This window comes from Micromonospora sp. NBRC 110009 (assembly GCF_030518795.1).
Taxonomy (GTDB): domain Bacteria; phylum Actinomycetota; class Actinomycetes; order Mycobacteriales; family Micromonosporaceae; genus Micromonospora.
Window position 1 is genome coordinate 1,818,874 of the sequence record NZ_CP130427.1, and the last position, 16,635, is coordinate 1,835,508.

Consider the following 16,635-nt stretch of genomic DNA (forward strand, 5'->3'; position numbering starts at 1 on the left):
GACATGCCGGGTGTCGCATCCCCCACCTTCGGGTAGATGGGCGTACGGTGGTCCGAGACGCCCGGGTGGCCGGCTCGTGGCGTGACGGCCAGCGAAGCGGGACGGAGGCAAGCCCATGCGCCCAGTACGCTTCGTCGCCCTCTCCGAGGACGGCCAGGCTCTGGTGCTCGCCGACGAGGTCGGGCGCCTGCTCGCCCTCCCCATCGACGAACGCATCGCCACGGCGCTGCACGCCGAGCCCGGCGCGGCCCCGCTAGCGGCGGTGCCCAGCGCGGCCGACCCGACCCCCTCGCTCTCCCCGCGGGACATCCAGGCCCGGATCCGCTCCGGCGAGTCCGCCGAGGACGTGGCCCGGATCGCCGGCGTCCCGGTCGACCGGGTCCTGCGCTACGCCGGCCCGGTGCTCCAGGAGCGGGCCATGCTCGCCCAGCACGCCCGGCGGACCCGGCTCAAGGGCGCGGAGAAGCCGACCCCGCTGGCCGAGGTGGTCAACGGCCGGCTGGCGCAGCACGGGATCGACACCGAGAAGATCTCCTGGGACGCCTACCGGCGGGACGACGGCGCCTGGCGCATCGTCGCCACCTGGCCGTCGGGCAAGGCCACCGCGCAGGCGGTCTGGGACCTCGACAAGACCCGGCAGCACGTCGCCCCACACGACGACATGGCGCAATACCTGTGCGCCGAGCGGCCCACGCCGATCCTCGGCCAGGAGCCGGCACCGGAGCGGGGCGGCCACGCGCTGCCCGGCCCGTCGCGCGGCGAGCCGAGCCGGGGCGGGCACGGCCTGCCGGCGCCCGCCGAGCACGCCCGTCCGGGGCGGGACCCGATCCGCGCCGGCCGGGACGCGCTGCTCGCCTCGCTGGACCGTCCGCTCGGCGGCACCTCCGGGCGGGGTCTGGAGACCCGCTCCCCGGCTGCGCTCGCCGGCCCGGACGCGCCCCGGCAGCGGGCCGTCACCGGTGGGGCGGCGGCGCTGCTCGGCGGCGGCCAGGGTTCGGCGTTCGACGACGACTCGGACGCGCCGAAGGAGATCCCGGCCGTGCCGTCGCTGGCCGTGCTCCGGCCGCGGCGCACCGGTGCCGCGGCGGCGGCCGGCGGCGAGTCGACCGAGGCCGGCGGCAAGCCGCGCAAGCGGCTGCCGAGCTGGGACGACGTCCTCTTCGGCAGCGGCCCGGCGGCCCGCGAGTCGTCCTGATCCCACGGGCACCCTGGTAAGGCGAGGCACTCTAAGTGCCCACGTGCCAGGGTGGACCCATGGAGTACACGAACCTGGGACGCACCGGTCTCTCGGTGAGCCGGCTCTGCCTCGGCACCATGAACTTCGGGCCGCAGACCGACGAGCCGGACAGCTTCGCCATCATGGACCGGGCGCTGGAACATGGGATCAACTTCTTCGACACGGCCAACGTCTACGGTTGGAAGCTCGGCGAGGGCGTCACCGAGCAGATCGTCGGCCGCTGGTTCGCGCAGGGCGGCGGGCGCCGCGACAAGGTCGTCCTGGCCACCAAGGTGTACGGCAAGATGGGCGAGTGGCCCAACGAGCAGGGCCTCAGCGCCCGGCACATCATCCGGGCCTGCGAGGACTCGCTGCGCCGGCTGCAGACCGACACCATCGACCTCTACCAGATGCACCACATCTCCCGGACCACGCCCTGGGAGGAGATCTGGCAGGCCATGGAGACCCTGGTCGCCCAGGGCAAGGTCATCTACGTTGGATCGTCCAACTTCGCCGGTTGGCACATCGCCCAGGCGCAGGCCGCGGCGGGCCGGCGCAACTTCCTCGGCCTCGTCTCGGAGCAGTGCATCTACAACCTGATGACCCGGTACGTCGAGCTGGAGGTGATCCCGGCCGCGCAGCACTACGGGCTGGGCATCATCCCCTGGTCGCCGCTGCACGGCGGGCTGCTCTCCGGGGTCATCCGTAAGATGGCCGAGGGCGGCGCCGCGCGCGGCACCACCGGCCGGTCGGCCGACGCGCTCGCCGAGCACCGGCCCACCATCGAGGCGTACGAGAAGCTCTGCGCGGACCTTGGCCACGACCCGGCCGACGTGGCGCTGGCCTGGCTGCTCTCCCGGCCCGGGGTGACCGCCCCGATCGTCGGCCCCCGCACCATGGACCAGCTCGACCGCAACCTCGGCGCCCTCGACGTCAAGCTCGACGAGGACACCCTCACCCGCCTCAACGACCTCTTCCCCCCCGTCGGCAACGGCGGCCCCGGCCCCGAAGCCTGGGCCTGGTAACCCCCCCCTCCCCCTCCCTCCCCCCGCGCCGATCTTGCACTTTGGGCCCCGAAGTCGCGGCTTGTGCACCTTTTGCCTGGGCAGCAACTGCAAGATCGGCGCGGGGAGGGCGGGGTCGGGCGGGGTGGGGAGGGGTGAGGGGGGAGGGTGGGGTTAGAGGGGCCAGGTGGCCAGGTGGTCGTAGGTGGGGTGGGGGCCGGGGTGGCTGCGGACCAGGGTGAGCTTCTCCGCGGGCCATTCGGGGCCGGTGTAGTCGTGCAGGGCCTCGCGGTCGGCCAGGATGTCGGCGCGGTCGATCCGGTCGCCGGGGCGGGCGATGGTGAGGTGGGCGCGGAAGGGCTTGTCGTCGTGGGGCAGCTTGGCCCGGCGCAGCCCGAAGCGGATCAGCCGGGCCAGCGTGGCCAGGGCGTCCACGTCGCCCCGGACGTCCACCCAGAGCACCGTGAACCGGCCCCGCCCGAAGCTGCCGCCGCCCCCGAGGCGGAGCAGCGGCGCGCTGTCCCGGCCATTTCGGAACGTCTCCGCGGCCAGGCCGAGGGTGCTCTCGACGTCCACCAGCCGGCACTCCTCGACGTCACCGAGGAAGGCCAGGGTGAGGTGGGCGTGGGCCGGGTCGGCCAGCCGGACGTTGGTGCCGCCGGCGGAGGCGACGCCGACGCGTAGCCGGGCGACCTCGGCGGTCAGGTCGTCGACCGCCGGACGGGGCGGGTAGATCGCGACGAAGAGCCGCACGGTGCCCGGGTCAGCGGTGCCGCTGGTGGTGGCCGGCGCGGGCGGTGGGCAGGGTGAGCCCGGCCGCGTGCAGCAGCCCCTCCACCCGGACCCGTTCGATCTCCCGGTCGACGCCCTCCAGCTCGGCCAGGTGCTCGGGAATGCCCAGCGCCCGGCAGGCGGCCCGCAGCCGCTCGTCGTACGCGTCGATGACCGCGCCGTGCCACACCACCGAACGGTCGGCGACGGCGAGCCGGTGGCCGCCGAGCCGGCGCAGGTCGACGGCGATCTGTTCCAGCGGCCGCCGGCCGTCCCGGTCGAACTCGGTGAGGTCGATGTCGCGGGTCAACGCGTCCGCCTCGATGGCCCGGTCCAGCTGGGCGATGGTGCGCCTTTCCCGGCGCTGCTCTCGCCACTCCGCCCACCGGCAGGCCACCCGGTCGAGGATCTCGTCGGCGCAGAAGAGCAGCGCGAAGAGCGCGGGGAGGCAGCAGACGGCGAGAATCGCCATCGCCAACAGAAGTCCCCGCCCCGCTCCCACATATCGAAGCTATGCCGAATAGTGGTGACCCGCCACCTCGTTGCCGATATCCGGACTGGATGAATGCGGAAGGACCGGTCCCCGGGACGGGAACCGGTCCTTCGAGCGGTCAACGCGCCTTACTCGGCGCCGGGCGACACCACGTAGAAGCGGGGCATCGGCAGCATTCGCATCCGCAGCCGGGCACCGGAGCGGCGGAGTTGCCAGGTGAGCGCGAGGAGCGCGGCGGCCAGCGAGATCAGCCCACCGGCCCAGATGCTCGTCCCGGCGCCGTACGTCTCGGCCACCCAGCCGATGATCGGCGCGCCCACCGGGTTGGTACCGAGGAAGACCAGCACCCACAGCGCCATGACCCGGCCCCGGAAGGAGGCGTCGACGCTGAGCTGGACCCGCTGGTTGGCGGCCTGGGCGAAGAAGACCATGAAGAACCCGGTCGGCATTAGCAGCGCCACCACCAGCCAGTACGACGGGGCGAGCCCGACCAGCGTGCCGAAGCTGGCGCAGCCGACGGCGGCACCGAGGACCAGCCAGACCGAGGGGCGGCTGCGCCGCCCGGTGCCGGCCAGGGCGCCGGTCAGCGCGCCGACCGCCAGCGCGGTGGTGAACAGGCCGAACGAGGCGGCGCCGGTCTTGAACACGGTCTTGGACAGCGCGGCGAGGGTGAGCTGGAAGTTGAACAGGCTCATCCCGACCACCGACATCAGCGCCATCGGCAGCAGGATGTCGGGGCGGCGCGCGACGTACCGCAGGCCGTCGATCACCCGGGCCTGGTCGCGCTCGCCGGCCGGCGGCAGGTCCTTGCGGTACAGCTCGCTGGTGCGCATCCGGACCACGTTGACCAGCGGGGCGATCGAGCTGAACGCGGTGATCAGGAAGACCGGCCCGACGTCGAAGGCGGCGATGGCCAGGCCGGCGACGGCCGGGCCGAGGATCCGGGCCGAGTTGAAGGTGGCCGCGTTGAGCGAGAGCGCGTTCGGCAGCAGCGGTACGCCGACCAGCTCGGAGACGAACGCCTGCCGGACCGGGGTCTCCACCGCGTTGAACACCCCGAGCAGGGCGGCGAACGCGAAGACGTGCCAGAGCTGCACCAGCCCGGTGACCACCAGCAGGCTCATCGCCAGCGCCAGCACCGTCCAGAAGATGTTGGCGATGAAGAGCAGCATCCGCTTGTCGTACCGGTCGGCGAGCCGGCCGGAGATCAGGGTCAGCAGCAGGACGGGGGTGAACTGGAGCGCGGTGACCACACCGAGCGCGGTCGCGGAGTTGCCGCTGAGGTCGAGGACGAGCCAGTCCTGGGCGATGTACATCATCCAGACGCCGATCAACTTGATCAGCTGTCCGGTGGCGAAGAGTCGGTAGTTGCGGACTCGTAGGGACTGGAACATCGTGCTCAACTTGGCCTGCACTCTAGGTGCGCCTCCTCGCGTCGGGTACGCCTCATCCACGGCGGACGAAGCGGACCGCGAGGCGCGGTGCCGGCTCAGGCGCGAGCGATCACCTGGAGGATGTCCGCGGCCCGCCGGAGCGTGTCGCGTTCCTCCTCGCTGAGCTCGGCCAGCCGGCTGGCCAGCCACTGGTTGCGGGCCCGCTCGAACTGCTCGAGCACGGCCCGACCTCCCTCGGTCGCCGCCAGGATGACCTGCCGCCCGTCGGTCGGATGGGGGGTGCGCTGCACGAGGCCGCGCTCCTCCAGCTTCCCGACGATCTTGGTCATCGTCGGCGGTTGCACCCGCTCGATGTCGGCCAGTTCCCGCGGCGTCAGCGCGCCCGCCAGGTTGAGGCTGGTGAGCGCCGAGAGCTGGCTGCCCGTCAGGTCGCCGACCGGGCGGGCTTGCCGGACCCGCCGGTTGAGTCGGGTGATCGCATCACGCAGCTGAGGGGCCAGCTGCGCCGGTGGCACGCGTTTCGCCGTCACCGTCCGCTCCGTCACAGTAGTTAGCTTAACTAATGAGCCTGGCTAACGACATGCGATATGACCAGGCTCACGAGGGGAGTCAATTCACCACGGACTCGATCGGGCCGCGCAGGAAGTACAGGATGAACAGTGCCGCCACCCCGTACAGCAGGGGGTGGATCTCCCGGGCCTTCCCCCTCGCCAGCTTCACCAGCACGTAGCTGACGACACCGGCGCCGATGCCGTTCGAGATCGAGTAGGTGAACGGCATCAGCACGATGGTGAGGAACGCCGGGATGGCGATCTCGTAATCGGTCCAGTCGATCGTGCGTACCGCGCTCATCATCAGGAAGCCGACCACCACCAGCGCCGTCGACGCCGCCTCGAACGGCACCACTTCCGACAGCGGCGCCAGGAACATGGCCAGCAGGAACAGGCCACCGGTGACCAGGTTGGCCACCCCGGTCCGGGCACCCTCCGCGACGCCGGCCGCGCTCTCGATGTACGACGTGTTGCTGGAGACGCTCGCCGCGCCACCCGCCGCCGCGGCGATCGAGTCGACCAGCAGGATCTCCCGGGCCCGCGGCGGGGTGCCCCGCTCGTCGAGCATGTCCCCCTCCTGGCCGATGGCCACCATCGTGCCCATCGTGTCGAAGAAATCCGTGATCAGCAGGGTGAAGACGAACATCAGCGGGACCAGCCAGCCGGCCCGGCTCCACGAGTCCAGCACGTTGAAGTGCCCCAGCAGGGAGAGATCCGGGACGTCGACGATCTTCTCCGGCAGCCGGGGCACGTTGAGCGCCCAGCCCTTCGGGTTGGGCGTGCCGTTCACGAAGGACGGCCCGATGTGGCCGATCGCCTCCACCACGATCGCCAGCACGGTGGAGGTGAGGATGCCGATCAGGATCGCGCCGCGGACCCGGCGTACCACCAGCACCACGGTGAGCAGGAGGCCCACCACGAAGACCAGCATCGGCCAGCTGACGATCTTGCCGTTGATGCCCAGGCCGACCGGGACGGTGGTGTTCGCGATGTCCGGCACTCGGCGGACGAAGCCGGCGTCGACCAGGCCGATGAGGGTGAGGAAGAGGCCGATGCCGACGCCGATCGCCGTCTTCAGCTGGGTGGGCACCGAGCGGAACACCGCGGTACGCAGCCCGGTCAGCACCAGGATGCCGATCACCACACCCTCGATCACCACCAGGCCCATCGCGTCGGCCCAGGTCATCTCCGGCGCGATCTCGAACGCGACCAGCGCGTTCACGCCCAGCCCGGCGGCCAGCGCCATCGGGAACCGGGCCGCCACGCCCATCAGGATGGTCATCAGGCCGGCCACCAGCGCGGTGGCGGCGGCGAGCGCCGGGATGGCGAGTTTGCGGCCGTCGCCGTCGACGGCGCTGCCCAGGATCAGCGGGTTCAGCACCACGATGTACGCCATCGTGAAGAAGGTGGCCAGGCCACCGCGGATCTCCCGGCTCGGGTGCGAGCCGCGGGCGGAGATCTCGAAGAAGCGGTCGAAGGCGTTGCGCGGCTGAGCGGGAACAGGTGGAGTGCCGTGGTCCGGCGGCGGCGCTATGGCCATCGGGTCCTCGCAGGGTCATCGGCCGGCTGTCGCGCGCATCGTCCCAGATCACCGGCGGGCAGGGAAGGACGATCGCGTACGCTGTGCCGGTGCCCCAGGAGCAACCGCCGCGGCCCGAGCCGCTCGACCCGCCGATGGTGCCGTTCGCCGTCGCCGGGTTGATCGTCTGGGCGCTGGTCGGGCTGGTACTGCTGATCTTCTTCCGCGGTTGGCTCACCGAGCACGGGCACCAGAACTGGCTCTGGACCTGCCTGGCCGGATTTCTGTGGGGCTTTCCCGGTCTCGCCGTGATGATGCGCCACGACGCCAACCGGCGCCGTCGCCGCGAAGCCGCCGCCCGGCAGGGCTGACCGCCCCGCGGGGCGCGACCGTCAGGAGTGGCCGTACGGCTCCGCCGGCTCGGCCGCCTCCACGGAGCCCGGAGCCCGGCTCACCGACACCGCCTCGACCGCGCTGTCGTCGTAGACCGTGGGCAGCTCGTCGACCGGGGTCTCGGCCGCCTCGATCAGCGTCTCCGAGTGCGCGCCGCAACCGTGGTCGGCGCTCACCACCCGGCCGTCGTCCGGGGCGTAGAAGTTGCCGCAGGCGCCGAAGGACTGCCGCAGCGACCCGGCGAGCGGCAGGTAGAAGCCGCAGGTGCCGCAACGGGCGGCGGCCGGCGCGGCCGCCGAGATCGCCGCCGAGGGGCCGTGGTCACCGTCGTACCAGCGCTGGGCGGCCTCCGAGCGGCCCTCCCGGGACAGCACCCGGGCCCGGCCCAGGCCGAGCTCCCACGCGGTCTCCTCGACCGCCGGGTCGTCGGAGAGCACGTAGCCCGGGGCGAGACGCTCGTCGTCCGGCGGGGTGGGCAGCAGGTCGCCCGGCCCCAGGTCGCCCGGCTTGAGCCGCTCCTGCCAGGGCACCCAGCCGGGGGCCTGCAGCGCGTCGGGGCCGGGCAGCAGAACGGTCTCGCAGACCGTCACGTGGCGGCTGCGCGGCACCCGGGTCACGGTGACGGCCCAGCGCCAGCCGCGGTAACCGCTGAGCCGGCACTCGAAGTAGTGGGTGACGAGCCGGTCGCCCTCGGCGACGGCCTGGAGGTGCTCGCCGACGCAGTCGGCCTCGGCCTCTGTGATGGCTGCGCGGGCCACCTCGACGGCGGCGGCGCAGACCTGGTCGAGCCGGGGAGCGCGGGCGGAGGCGGGCCTGGTCACCCGACCATTGTTCCCCATGCCCAGGGTCGACTGACAGGCACTCCCCGGAGTCGTTATCCCCGGCTGATGCCGCACACGTGGATCAGATGGGTGAGGATGGGGGACATGCCGTCGTCCTCCCGCTCCGGGCGGTCCGTCCTCGGGCGGACCGTCGGCACGGGCATCCGCGCCACCCGCCTGCTGTTCCGCGGCTCGCTGCGGGGTGGGCGGTGGATGACCCGGCGGGCCGGGTCGGCCCGGGCCCGCAGCGCCGGCAACGAGCTCGGCATGGTCCGCCTGTTCGACCTGCACGCCCTCTCCTGCGCCGGGGACACCCTGATCGCCATCGGCCTGGCCGGGACGATCTTCTTCGACGTGCCGCTGGGCGAGGCCCGGAACAAGGTCGCGCTCTACCTGCTGGTGACGATGGTGCCGTTCGCCATGCTCGCCCCGGTGGTGGGTCCGCTGCTGGACCACTTCCGGCACGGCCGCCGGTACGCGCTGGCCACCACCATGCTGGGCCGGGCCTTCCTGGCCTGGCTGATCTCCGACTACATCGGCAGCTTCGGGCTCTACCCGGCGGCGTTCGGCGTGCTCGCCCTCTCCCGCGCGTACGGGGTGGCCCGCTCGGCGGCGGTGCCCCGGCTGCTGCCGGAGGGGCTGGGGCTGTCCCAGGTGGGTGCCCGGGCCAGCGTCTACGGCACGGTGGCCGGCGGGCTGGTCGCCCCGATCGGGCTGGCCGCGTTCTGGTTGGGGCCGCAGTGGCCGCTCCGGGTCGCCTCGTTGATCTTCCTGATCGGCATGGTGATCTCGCTGCGGCTGCCGCCGAAGGCGGACTCCGAGCCGCCGGAGCGGGTGCCGCGCCCGCTGCGGGCGCTGCGCCGCGGGGAGAGGGAACGGCCGCTGGGCCGGGGCCGCCCCGCCGGCCGCCTGGTGATCGCCACGCTGATCGGCGCGGCGGCGCTGCGCGGGCTGTACGGCTTCCTGCTGCTCTTCCTGGCCTTCGCGATCAAGGCCGGCGACCTGACCACCGACTTCTTCGGCCGGACGCTGGGCGCCCAGGCCGCGCTGGGGCTGGTCGGCGGCGCCCTGGCGGTCGGCACCTTCCTGGCCACCGCGATCGGCACCCGGCTGCGGATCCACCGGCCGACCGCGATCCAGTCCAGCGGCATCGTCATCGTGGCCGGGGTGGCGGTGCTGGCCGCGTTGAAGTTCTCCCTGCCGATGGTGGCCCTGCTCTGCCTGGTCACCTCGCTGATCAGCGGGATCTCCAAGCTGGCCGTGGACGCGTCGATCCAGGAACGGATCCCGGAGCGGCTGCGGGCCAGCTCCTTCGCCCACTCGGAGACGGCGCTGATGCTCGCCTTCGTGGCCGGCGGTGGGCTCGGCCTGGTCCCCTTCACCGGCCGGGTCGGGGTCATGGTCGTCGCCGGCGTGGCCACGCTCGTGGCCGCGCGCGGCGTGCTGGTGGCCACCCGGCTGCGCAACGAGCACCTGGTGGGCCGGCCGCTCGGCGACGCGGAGCTGGCCGCCGAGCAGCCGGACGAGTACGGCGACGCCGCGCCCACCTCGCCGGCCCCCTCGCCGGGGCGCACGGAGACCACCTTGGTCGACGACGAGCTGGCGCCGCCCGGCTTCCACATCTACCGCCCCTCCTCGGCCGTCGGCGGCACCGGCGGGGTCGAGGACGAGAACCAGCGGCAACCCCGGGGGCCGGTCGGGTGAGCGGACTGCTGGTGGTGACCGCCGTGCCCGCCGAGGCGGAGGCCGTGCGGGCGGGGCTGGCCGACCCGACGGTGACCGTCGCCCCGGCCGGGGTGGGCCCCGCCGTCGCCGGGGCCGCCACGGCCCGCCTGCTGGCGCTGGCCGAGGCGGCCGGACGGCCGTACCGGGGGGTGGTCAGCGCGGGCATCGCCGGCGGCTTCGTCGGCCGGGTGACGGTCGGCAGCACGGTGCTGGCGACCCGCAGCGTGGCCGCGGACCTGGGCGCCGAGTCGCCGGCGGGCTTCCTGCCGGTCGAGGAGCTGGGCATGCCGGCGGAGCTGCTGGGTGTCGGAAGCGTGGTCACCGCCGACTCGCAACTCCTGGCCGAGCTGCGTACGGCCCTGCCGGAGGCCGTGGTCGGCGCGGTGCTCACGGTCAGCACGGTGACCGGCACCGCCGAGAGCACGGAGGCCCTCACCGCCCGCCACCCCGACGCGGTGGCCGAGGCCATGGAGGGGTACGGCGTCGGCGTCGCCGCCGCCCAGGCCGGCCTGCCCTTCGCCGAGCTGCGGACGGTGTCCAACCCGATCGGGCCCCGGGACCGGGATGCCTGGCGGATGCGGGAAGCGTTCGCCGCCCTCACCGCGGCGGCGGCCGCCCTGCGCTGACTCGCCGCCCTGCGCTGACTCGCCGCCCTGCGCTGACTCGCCGCCCTGCGCTTACCCGCGCCCTGCGTTTACCGGCGCCCGGCGCTTACCGGCCGCTCCAGCCGTAGCGCGGCGGGGCGGGCCGGCTCCAGCAGGAAACCGCAGGCGAGCAGGAGGTCCACTCCCGGCCCGTCGGCGACAGCCCGGGCGACCTCGATGCCGGCGGCGGTGAACTCCGCGACGAGGGCCTGAACCAGGCGGCGGCCGATGCCGAGGCGGCGGTGGTCGGCGGCGACGAGCACGCCGTCGAGCACCACCTCCCGCGCCTCCACCGGCTCCTCACCACCCCACTGGACGTGAGGGCTCCGCTCGTGCGCCCGGAGCTCGCCGACCAGCTCCCCGTCGGGCAGTTCCGCGACGAACCGCCAGGACGTCAACGGCAGCGCCCCTCCGGTCACTCGCCGCACCGCCACCACGCCGCGGACCCACTCCGCCCAGCGCCGTCGGTTCCGATGTCGCCGATTCAGCTCGTACGTGGCCGGGGGCAACGGCAGCGGCCACCGCTCCGGGGGCAGGTTGTACCACTCCGCCCACCATGCGCCGGGCCAGTCCTTCGGCTCATGGACCTCCCACACGTCGAGGTGCGCCGGATAGCGGCGCCCCGCCCGGTCGCGGAGCCCGTCATGCGGCACGGGCGCCGGCAGGTGCAGCGGTTCGTCGGCCGCCGGGACTTCGAACCGCACCTGCCCGCCCGCCGCCCGGATCAGCCGCTCCACCGTCCGCCAGCGCGGATCGCCGGAGCGCCCGGACTCGATCCGCGCCACGGCGGACTGCGGCACCCCCGCCCGGGCGGCCAGCTCCCGCTGGCTCAGGTCGGTCCGCCGCCGAAGCCGGCGAAGCACGTACCCAGGTCTGCCCCGTGGTCTGTCAGAAGGGTCGGCTCAGCCACACCCGGCATGCTTCCGGCCCGGCGGCACCGTTTCAACAGGGCACCCAAGCCTGTGGATAACCCTGTGGACATCCGCTCCTGAGCCGGACGGCATGTGGATAGTCAGGCCCTTTGGAGCTGAGTCGTTGGTGATATCGCCGACGCTGTCCGCATGCCGCCCGGCACGGTCGAGTCGCGGCCAGCAGGGCTGCGAGCTGGGGCGCGAGCCGACGAGGTAGTCCTGCGGTGCTGTCGGATCCCGCCGCTGAGTCGTTTGCGACATCAGCTCGAAAGGCTGCGGGAAGCCATGCCTCGGCCGCAGCCGGGGCCCCGCGCGCCGGGTGGACCGCCCGTAAGGGCAGTCGAGGCCGGGACGGACTGCCTCGACCGCAGCCGGGGGCCCTGCACGCCGGGTGGAGCGCCAGTAAGGGCGGGTCGAGCCGGGACGGGCTGCCTCGGCCGCAGCCGCGAACCCTGCACCGCCGGGCGGACCGCACGTACGGGCGGGGTCAAGCCGGGACAGGCTGCCTCGGCCGCAGCCGCGGGCCCTGCGCCACTGGGCGGACAGGTTGAGCCGTGGGCGGCCCGGCGGGCACCTCTAGGACCGTGGGCACGTTCGACGGGAGCGGACCGCCCCACGACCTGCTTCGACACGCGCGGACGTCAGGGGCAGCCGGTCGCGCTACAGCGGCGGGGGACGATGATTGCCGCGCCAGTGGCCCACGAACTGCTCCCCGACGACCGACGCCAGCGGGCCGGGTCGGTCGGTCACAGCGGCGGGGGCGGGGTGGCGGGTGGTCGGGAGGGCGGGGTTACGGTGGGGGCGTGGCGCTCTCCCTGGCGATCTCCCCCTGCCCCAATGACACCTTCGTCTTCGACGCGCTCGTGCACGGCCGGGTGCCGGGTGCCCCGCCGGTCGAGGTGACCTACGCCGACGTGGACGTCACCAACACGGCCGCCGAGCGCGGGGCGTTCGACCTGGTGAAGGTGAGCTACGCGGCGCTGCCCTGGCTGCTCGACGACTACCACCTGCTGCCCTGCGGCGGGGCGCTGGGCCGGGGGTGCGGGCCGCTGGTGCTGACCCCGGGGGGCCGGACCGACCTGTCCGGCGCGACCGTGGCGGTGCCGGGCGAGCGGACCACGGCGTACCTGCTGTTCCGGCTCTGGTCGGCGGAGCGGCCGCCGGCGCGGATCGAGGTGGTGCCGTTCCACGAGATCATGCCGGGCGTCGCCGCCGGCCGGTACGACGCCGGGCTGGTGATCCACGAGGCGCGCTTCACCTACCCGCGGCACGGGCTGGCCGCCCTGGTCGACCTGGGCGAGTGGTGGGAGGGCGATACCGGGCTGCCGATCCCGCTCGGCGCGATCCTGGCCCGCAAGGGCGCGGTCGACCCGGTGGCGGCGGCCGCCTGGATCCGCGAGTCGGTACGCCAGGCCTGGGCCGACCCGGAGGCCAGCCGCGAGTACGTGCTCTCCCACGCGCAGGAGATGGAGCCCGACGTGGTGGACCAGCACATCGGCCTCTACGTCAACGAGTTCACCGCCGACCTGGGAGAGGCCGGCTTCGCCGCCGTGGAGGCGCTGCTGGGCCGGGCCGCCGACGCCGGGCTCGTCCCTCAGACCTCCAGCTCGCGCGCCACCGCGTGGACCAGCTGAGCGATCTTCTGCGCGGTCTTCCGGTCCGGGAAGCGGCCCCGGCGCAGGTCCGGCTGGACCTTCGCCTCCAGCACCTTGATCATGTCCTCGACCAGGCCGTGCAGCTCCTCGGCCGGCCGCCGGCGCAGCTCCGCCACGGACGGCGGCGCCTCCAGCAGCTTGACCCCCATCGCCTGGGCGCCCCGGCGGCTGTCGACCACGCTGAAATCGACCCGCTGGCCGCCCTTCAGGTCGGTGACGCCCGTCGGTAGCGCGCCCTTGGGCAGGAACACGTCGCCACCCTCGTCACTGGTGACGAACCCGTATCCCTTGGCCGCGTCGTACCACTTCACTCGACCCGTCGGCACCTGAAAACCCCTGCTTCGCTCGAGACAACTACCCCTCCCAGGCTAGCCGGATGATCCGGTCCAGCGCCGCCGGGAATTCGGTGAGATCATCCAGCACCAGATGGGCACCCGCCGCCCCCAGTTCGGCCCGGGAACACGGCCCGGTCGCCACTCCCACGCCGGGGATTCCCGCCGTCTTCGCCGCGGTCATGTCGGCCACGTGGTCGCCCACGTACAGGGTCGCGCCGTGCTCCCGCAGCGCGGTCGCCTTCTGCTCGGCGAAGAGGTCCCCGGCCAGCTCGTCGACGGCCAGCCCGAGGTGGTCCAGGTGCAGCTTGGCCAGCCGGCCGATCTTGGAGGTCACCACCATCACCCGGCCGCCGCGGGCGTGCACCGCGTCGATCGCCGCCTCCGCGCCGGGCATCGGCACGGTCGGGGTGATCGCGTACGCCGGGTAGAGCTCGCGGTAGGCGAGCACCGCCTCCTCCACCTGCTCGGGCGGGAACCAGTGCGCGATCTCGGTGCGCAGCGGCGGCCCGAGCCGGGAGACCGCCAGCTCGGCGTCCACGGGCACGCCGGTCTGCGCGGTCAGCGCCCGGTAGGCGGCGGCGATGCCGGGACGCGAGTCGACCAGGGTCATGTCGAGGTCGAACCCGACCATCAGTGGAGGCATGCGGAGAACGTACCCGGCCAAGCCGGACCGAGCCGGACGTCCGAGGGGCGCGACCGCCCTCAACCGGGCTAGCGTTGGAAGACGATGACCACCTCACTCGCCGACCACCTGCGGACCCTTCCCGACGAGGCCCTGGCCGCCCTGCTCCAGCTGCGGCCGGACCTCGTCGTACCGGTGCCGGCCGACGTCTCCGCCCTCGCCATCCGCGCCCAGTCGCGGGTCTCCGTGGCCCGGGCGCTCGACGGGCTGGACCAGTTCACCCTCCAGATCCTGGACGCCGCCCGGCTCACCCGGGACCCGGCGGGCGGCGGCACCTCCACGGACGCCGTGCTGGCGATGGCCACCGCCGGCGAGCACCCGCCCGCGCCGACCGCCGTCCGGGGCGCGGTCGACCGGCTCCGCGGGCTCTTCCTGCTGTACGGCCCGGAGCACGACCTGCGCGTGGTGGGCGGCGTCGACGAGGTGTCCCCGTACCCGGCGGGGCTGGGCAGGCCGGCGGCGGAGCTGGACGCGCGGACGGCGGCCCTCTGCGCGGACCCGGCGAAGCTGCGGCGGACGCTGCTGGCCGCGCCGCCCTCGGCGCGGGCGATCCTTGACCGGCTCGCCGCCGGCCCACCGGTCGGCACCGTGCCCCCGGGCGCGCTGGAGGCCCCCGCCACCGGCGCCGAGGACGTCCTCCCGCCGGACCTGGTCAACGGGGGCGCGCCCACCGGCTCCCCGATCCGCTGGCTGGTGGAGCACCGGCTGCTCGTGCGGATGTCGGCCGTCAAGGGCGGTGGCACCGTCGAGCTGCCCCGCGAGGTGGGGCTGCTGCTGCGCCGGGACGCCGGTCCGCTGGGCCCGCTGCGCACCAGCCCGCCCGTGGTGGCGAGCCCGGCCCGGGAGGCGAAGGCGGTGGACTCCGCCGGGGCCGGGCAGACCATGGAGGTGGTCCGGCAGACCGAGGCGCTGCTGGAGAGCCTGGCCGCTGAGCCGGCCCCGGTGCTGCGCTCCGGTGGCGTCGGCGTGCGTGACCTGCGCCGGCTGGCCCGGGGCCTCGGGCTGGACGACGCCACCACCGCCCTGCTCTTCGAGGTCGCGTACGCGGCCGGGCTGGTCGGCGAGCTGGAGCTGACCGGTGCCGTCACCGCCCGCTACGGCGGCGACCAGCAGATCCTGCCCACCGGCGGGTACGAGGTGTGGCGGGCGGCCTCGCTCGCCCAGCGCTGGGAGCAGCTCGCCCGGGCCTGGCTGACCATGACCCGGCAGGCGGGCCTGGTCGGGCAGCGCGACGACCGGGACCGGCCGATCTCGGTGCTCTCCGCCGAGGCGGAACGGGCCGGCGCCCCCGCCGCCCGGCGTTCGGTGCTCGCCGTGCTGGCCGACCTGCCGCCGGCGACCGCCCCGACCCCCGACGAGGTGCTGGAGCTGCTGGACTGGCGGGCGCCCCGGCGGGCTCGAGGGCGGGAGGCCGCCCACCGGGAGGTGCTGGCCGAGGCGGCCCAGCTCGGGATGACCGGTCTCGGGGCAATCACCTCGTACGGGCGGCTGCTGCTGGCCGAGCTGACCGATGCCGACGAGCGGGCCGACGACCCGCTCGGGCTGCATGCCGACGCCGAGTCGGGCGAGCCGTCCACCGCTGTCCGGGCGCTGGACGCGCTGCTGCCCGCCCCGGTCGACCACTTCCTCGTGCAGGCCGACCTGACCGTGGTGGTGCCCGGCCCGCCCGACCCGGCGCTCGCCGCCGAGCTGGACGTGGTGGCCGAGCACGAGTCGGCCGGCGGGGCGAGCGTGCACCGGGTCACCACGGCCAGCGTGCGGCGGGCCCTGGACACCGGCTACTCGGCCGACGACCTGCACACGCTGTTCCGCCGCCGGTCCCGTACACCCGTCCCGCAGGGGTTGACCTACCTGGTGGACGACGTGGCCCGCAAGCACGGCGGGCTGCGGGTCGGCTCGGCCGGCGGGTACGTGCGCAGCGACGACGAGGCGCTGCTCACCGAGGTGCTGGCCGACAAGCGGCTGGAGCCGTTGGCGTTCCGCCGGCTGGCCCCGACGGTGCTCGTCACCCCGTACCAGGTGCAGCGGATGCTGGTCGCGTTGCGCGACGCCGGCTACGCGCCGGTGCCCGAGGACGCCAGCGGCTCGACGGTGCTGTCCCGGCCGAAGACCCGGCGGGCGCCCGCCTGGGTGTCGGCCGCCGCCCGGAGCCTGGACCCCTTGGCGGCGCCCCGGCTGCCGCTGCCCCGCCTGCTCGGCGTGGTGGAGCAGATCCGGCGCGGCGAGGCGGCGGCGCGGGCGGCCCGGCGGGCCCCGGCGGTGGTCCGCGGCGGCACGGCGCGCACCGGCCCGGCGCCGGCGCACACCCACAGCGACGCCCTCGCGGTGCTCCAGCAGGCCCTGCGGGACAAGGCGCTGGTCTGGGTGGGCTACGTCGACGCGCACGGGGCGACCGCGTCCCGGCTGGTCCGGCCGGTGTCGATCGGGGCGGGCTACCTGCGGGCCGAGGACGAGCGCACGGAGATGCTGCACACCTTCGCGCTGCACCGGATCACCGCGGCGGTGCTGGAGGACTGATCGG

General features: G+C 74.2%; 16 protein-coding genes. 7 read left to right on the forward strand and 9 right to left on the reverse strand.

The annotated features are described in order from the left end of the window. The first annotated feature begins 115 nt into the window (after positions 1-115). A complete protein-coding gene (sepH, locus tag Q2K19_RS08705; protein ID WP_302769283.1) occupies positions 116-1,195 on the forward strand; it encodes a septation protein SepH in 1,080 nt (359 codons plus the stop codon). A 59-nt stretch (positions 1,196-1,254) separates the two neighbouring features. Continuing rightward, positions 1,255-2,241 carry an aldo/keto reductase gene (locus Q2K19_RS08710; RefSeq protein WP_302769285.1) on the forward strand — a complete coding sequence of 329 codons (987 nt, stop codon included), beginning with the start codon at positions 1,255-1,257 and terminating at the stop codon, positions 2,239-2,241. Between the two features lie 153 nt (positions 2,242-2,394). Here Q2K19_RS08710 and thpR read toward each other — a convergent pair whose 3' ends face one another. From thpR to Q2K19_RS08735, 5 genes are all read right to left on the reverse strand, one after another. Further along, the gene (gene thpR, locus Q2K19_RS08715) at positions 2,395-2,973 is read right to left on the reverse strand and encodes an RNA 2',3'-cyclic phosphodiesterase (RefSeq protein WP_302769286.1); all 579 of its coding nucleotides are present in this window, start codon (positions 2,971-2,973) and stop codon (positions 2,395-2,397) included. 10 nt (positions 2,974-2,983) lie between these two features. Further along, a complete protein-coding gene (locus tag Q2K19_RS08720) occupies positions 2,984-3,493 on the reverse strand; it encodes a hypothetical protein (protein ID WP_302769288.1) in 510 nt (169 codons plus the stop codon). A 119-nt stretch (positions 3,494-3,612) separates the two neighbouring features. Beyond that, complete coding sequence (locus Q2K19_RS08725; protein WP_302769289.1) at positions 3,613-4,899, reverse strand: MFS transporter; 1,287 nt, start codon at positions 4,897-4,899, stop codon at positions 3,613-3,615. 74 nt (positions 4,900-4,973) lie between these two features. Next, positions 4,974-5,423 (reverse strand): MarR family winged helix-turn-helix transcriptional regulator, encoded by a 450-nt coding sequence (locus Q2K19_RS08730; RefSeq protein WP_302769291.1) that lies wholly within the window; start codon positions 5,421-5,423, stop codon positions 4,974-4,976. 64 nt (positions 5,424-5,487) lie between these two features. After that, a complete protein-coding gene (locus Q2K19_RS08735) occupies positions 5,488-6,969 on the reverse strand; it encodes an NCS2 family permease (RefSeq protein ID WP_302769293.1) in 1,482 nt (493 codons plus the stop codon). Between the two features lie 89 nt (positions 6,970-7,058). Between Q2K19_RS08735 and Q2K19_RS08740 the strand changes: the two genes are divergently transcribed. After that, positions 7,059-7,319, forward strand: a complete 261-nt coding sequence (locus Q2K19_RS08740) for a DUF2530 domain-containing protein (RefSeq protein ID WP_302769294.1) — start codon at positions 7,059-7,061, stop codon at positions 7,317-7,319. A 21-nt stretch (positions 7,320-7,340) separates the two neighbouring features. On the opposite strand, the gene Q2K19_RS08745 is transcribed toward Q2K19_RS08740, so the two are convergent. Beyond that, positions 7,341-8,180, reverse strand: coding sequence for a DUF3027 domain-containing protein (locus tag Q2K19_RS08745; RefSeq protein ID WP_302769295.1), 840 nt, complete (start codon positions 8,178-8,180; stop codon positions 7,341-7,343). An 87-nt stretch (positions 8,181-8,267) separates the two neighbouring features. Here Q2K19_RS08745 and Q2K19_RS08750 point away from each other — a divergent pair, with 87 nt between their 5' ends. Continuing rightward, positions 8,268-9,866 (forward strand): MFS transporter, encoded by a 1,599-nt coding sequence (locus tag Q2K19_RS08750; protein ID WP_302769297.1) that lies wholly within the window; start codon positions 8,268-8,270, stop codon positions 9,864-9,866. After that, positions 9,863-10,513: a futalosine hydrolase gene (locus tag Q2K19_RS08755; RefSeq protein ID WP_302769299.1), complete on the forward strand. Its 651-nt coding sequence runs from the start codon at positions 9,863-9,865 to the stop codon at positions 10,511-10,513. The genes Q2K19_RS08750 and Q2K19_RS08755 overlap by 4 nt, the downstream gene beginning before the upstream one ends. Before the next feature lie 68 nt (positions 10,514-10,581). Here the strand turns inward: Q2K19_RS08755 and Q2K19_RS08760 are convergent, their stop codons facing one another. Then, a complete protein-coding gene (locus Q2K19_RS08760; RefSeq protein ID WP_302769301.1) occupies positions 10,582-11,394 on the reverse strand; it encodes a GNAT family N-acetyltransferase in 813 nt (270 codons plus the stop codon). Between the two features lie 851 nt (positions 11,395-12,245). On the opposite strand from Q2K19_RS08760, the gene Q2K19_RS08765 reads away from it, so the two are divergent. Continuing rightward, entirely contained in the window at positions 12,246-13,076 is an 831-nt protein-coding gene (locus Q2K19_RS08765; protein ID WP_302769303.1) for a 1,4-dihydroxy-6-naphthoate synthase, read from the forward strand. Here the strand turns inward: Q2K19_RS08765 and Q2K19_RS08770 are convergent. Beyond that, entirely contained in the window at positions 13,037-13,423 is a 387-nt protein-coding gene (locus Q2K19_RS08770; protein WP_302769305.1) for a cold-shock protein, read from the reverse strand. The two genes, Q2K19_RS08765 and Q2K19_RS08770, sit on opposite strands and share 40 nt — an antisense overlap. Positions 13,424-13,451: 28 nt before the next feature. Then, positions 13,452-14,075, reverse strand: coding sequence for an HAD family hydrolase (locus Q2K19_RS08775; protein ID WP_302769307.1), 624 nt, complete (start codon positions 14,073-14,075; stop codon positions 13,452-13,454). Positions 14,076-14,159: 84 nt separating this feature from the next. Here Q2K19_RS08775 and Q2K19_RS08780 point away from each other — a divergent pair, with 84 nt between their 5' ends. Beyond that, the gene (locus Q2K19_RS08780) at positions 14,160-16,631 is read left to right on the forward strand and encodes a helicase-associated domain-containing protein (RefSeq protein ID WP_302769310.1); all 2,472 of its coding nucleotides are present in this window, start codon (positions 14,160-14,162) and stop codon (positions 16,629-16,631) included. The last annotated feature ends 4 nt before the right edge of the window (positions 16,632-16,635 follow it).

Coding starts and splice junctions, on each gene's coding strand:
- Q2K19_RS08775 (WP_302769307.1), bottom strand. CDS start 14,075: ATGCCTCCACTGATGGTCGGGTTCGACCTCGACATGACCCTGGTCGAC.
- Q2K19_RS08735 (WP_302769293.1), bottom strand. CDS start 6,969: ATGGCCATAGCGCCGCCGCCGGACCACGGCACTCCACCTGTTCCCGCT.
- sepH (WP_302769283.1), top strand. CDS start 116: ATGCGCCCAGTACGCTTCGTCGCCCTCTCCGAGGACGGCCAGGCTCTG.
- Q2K19_RS08710 (WP_302769285.1), top strand. CDS start 1,255: ATGGAGTACACGAACCTGGGACGCACCGGTCTCTCGGTGAGCCGGCTC.
- Q2K19_RS08745 (WP_302769295.1), bottom strand. CDS start 8,180: ATGGGGAACAATGGTCGGGTGACCAGGCCCGCCTCCGCCCGCGCTCCC.
- Q2K19_RS08780 (WP_302769310.1), top strand. CDS start 14,160: ATGACCACCTCACTCGCCGACCACCTGCGGACCCTTCCCGACGAGGCC.
- Q2K19_RS08750 (WP_302769297.1), top strand. CDS start 8,268: ATGCCGTCGTCCTCCCGCTCCGGGCGGTCCGTCCTCGGGCGGACCGTC.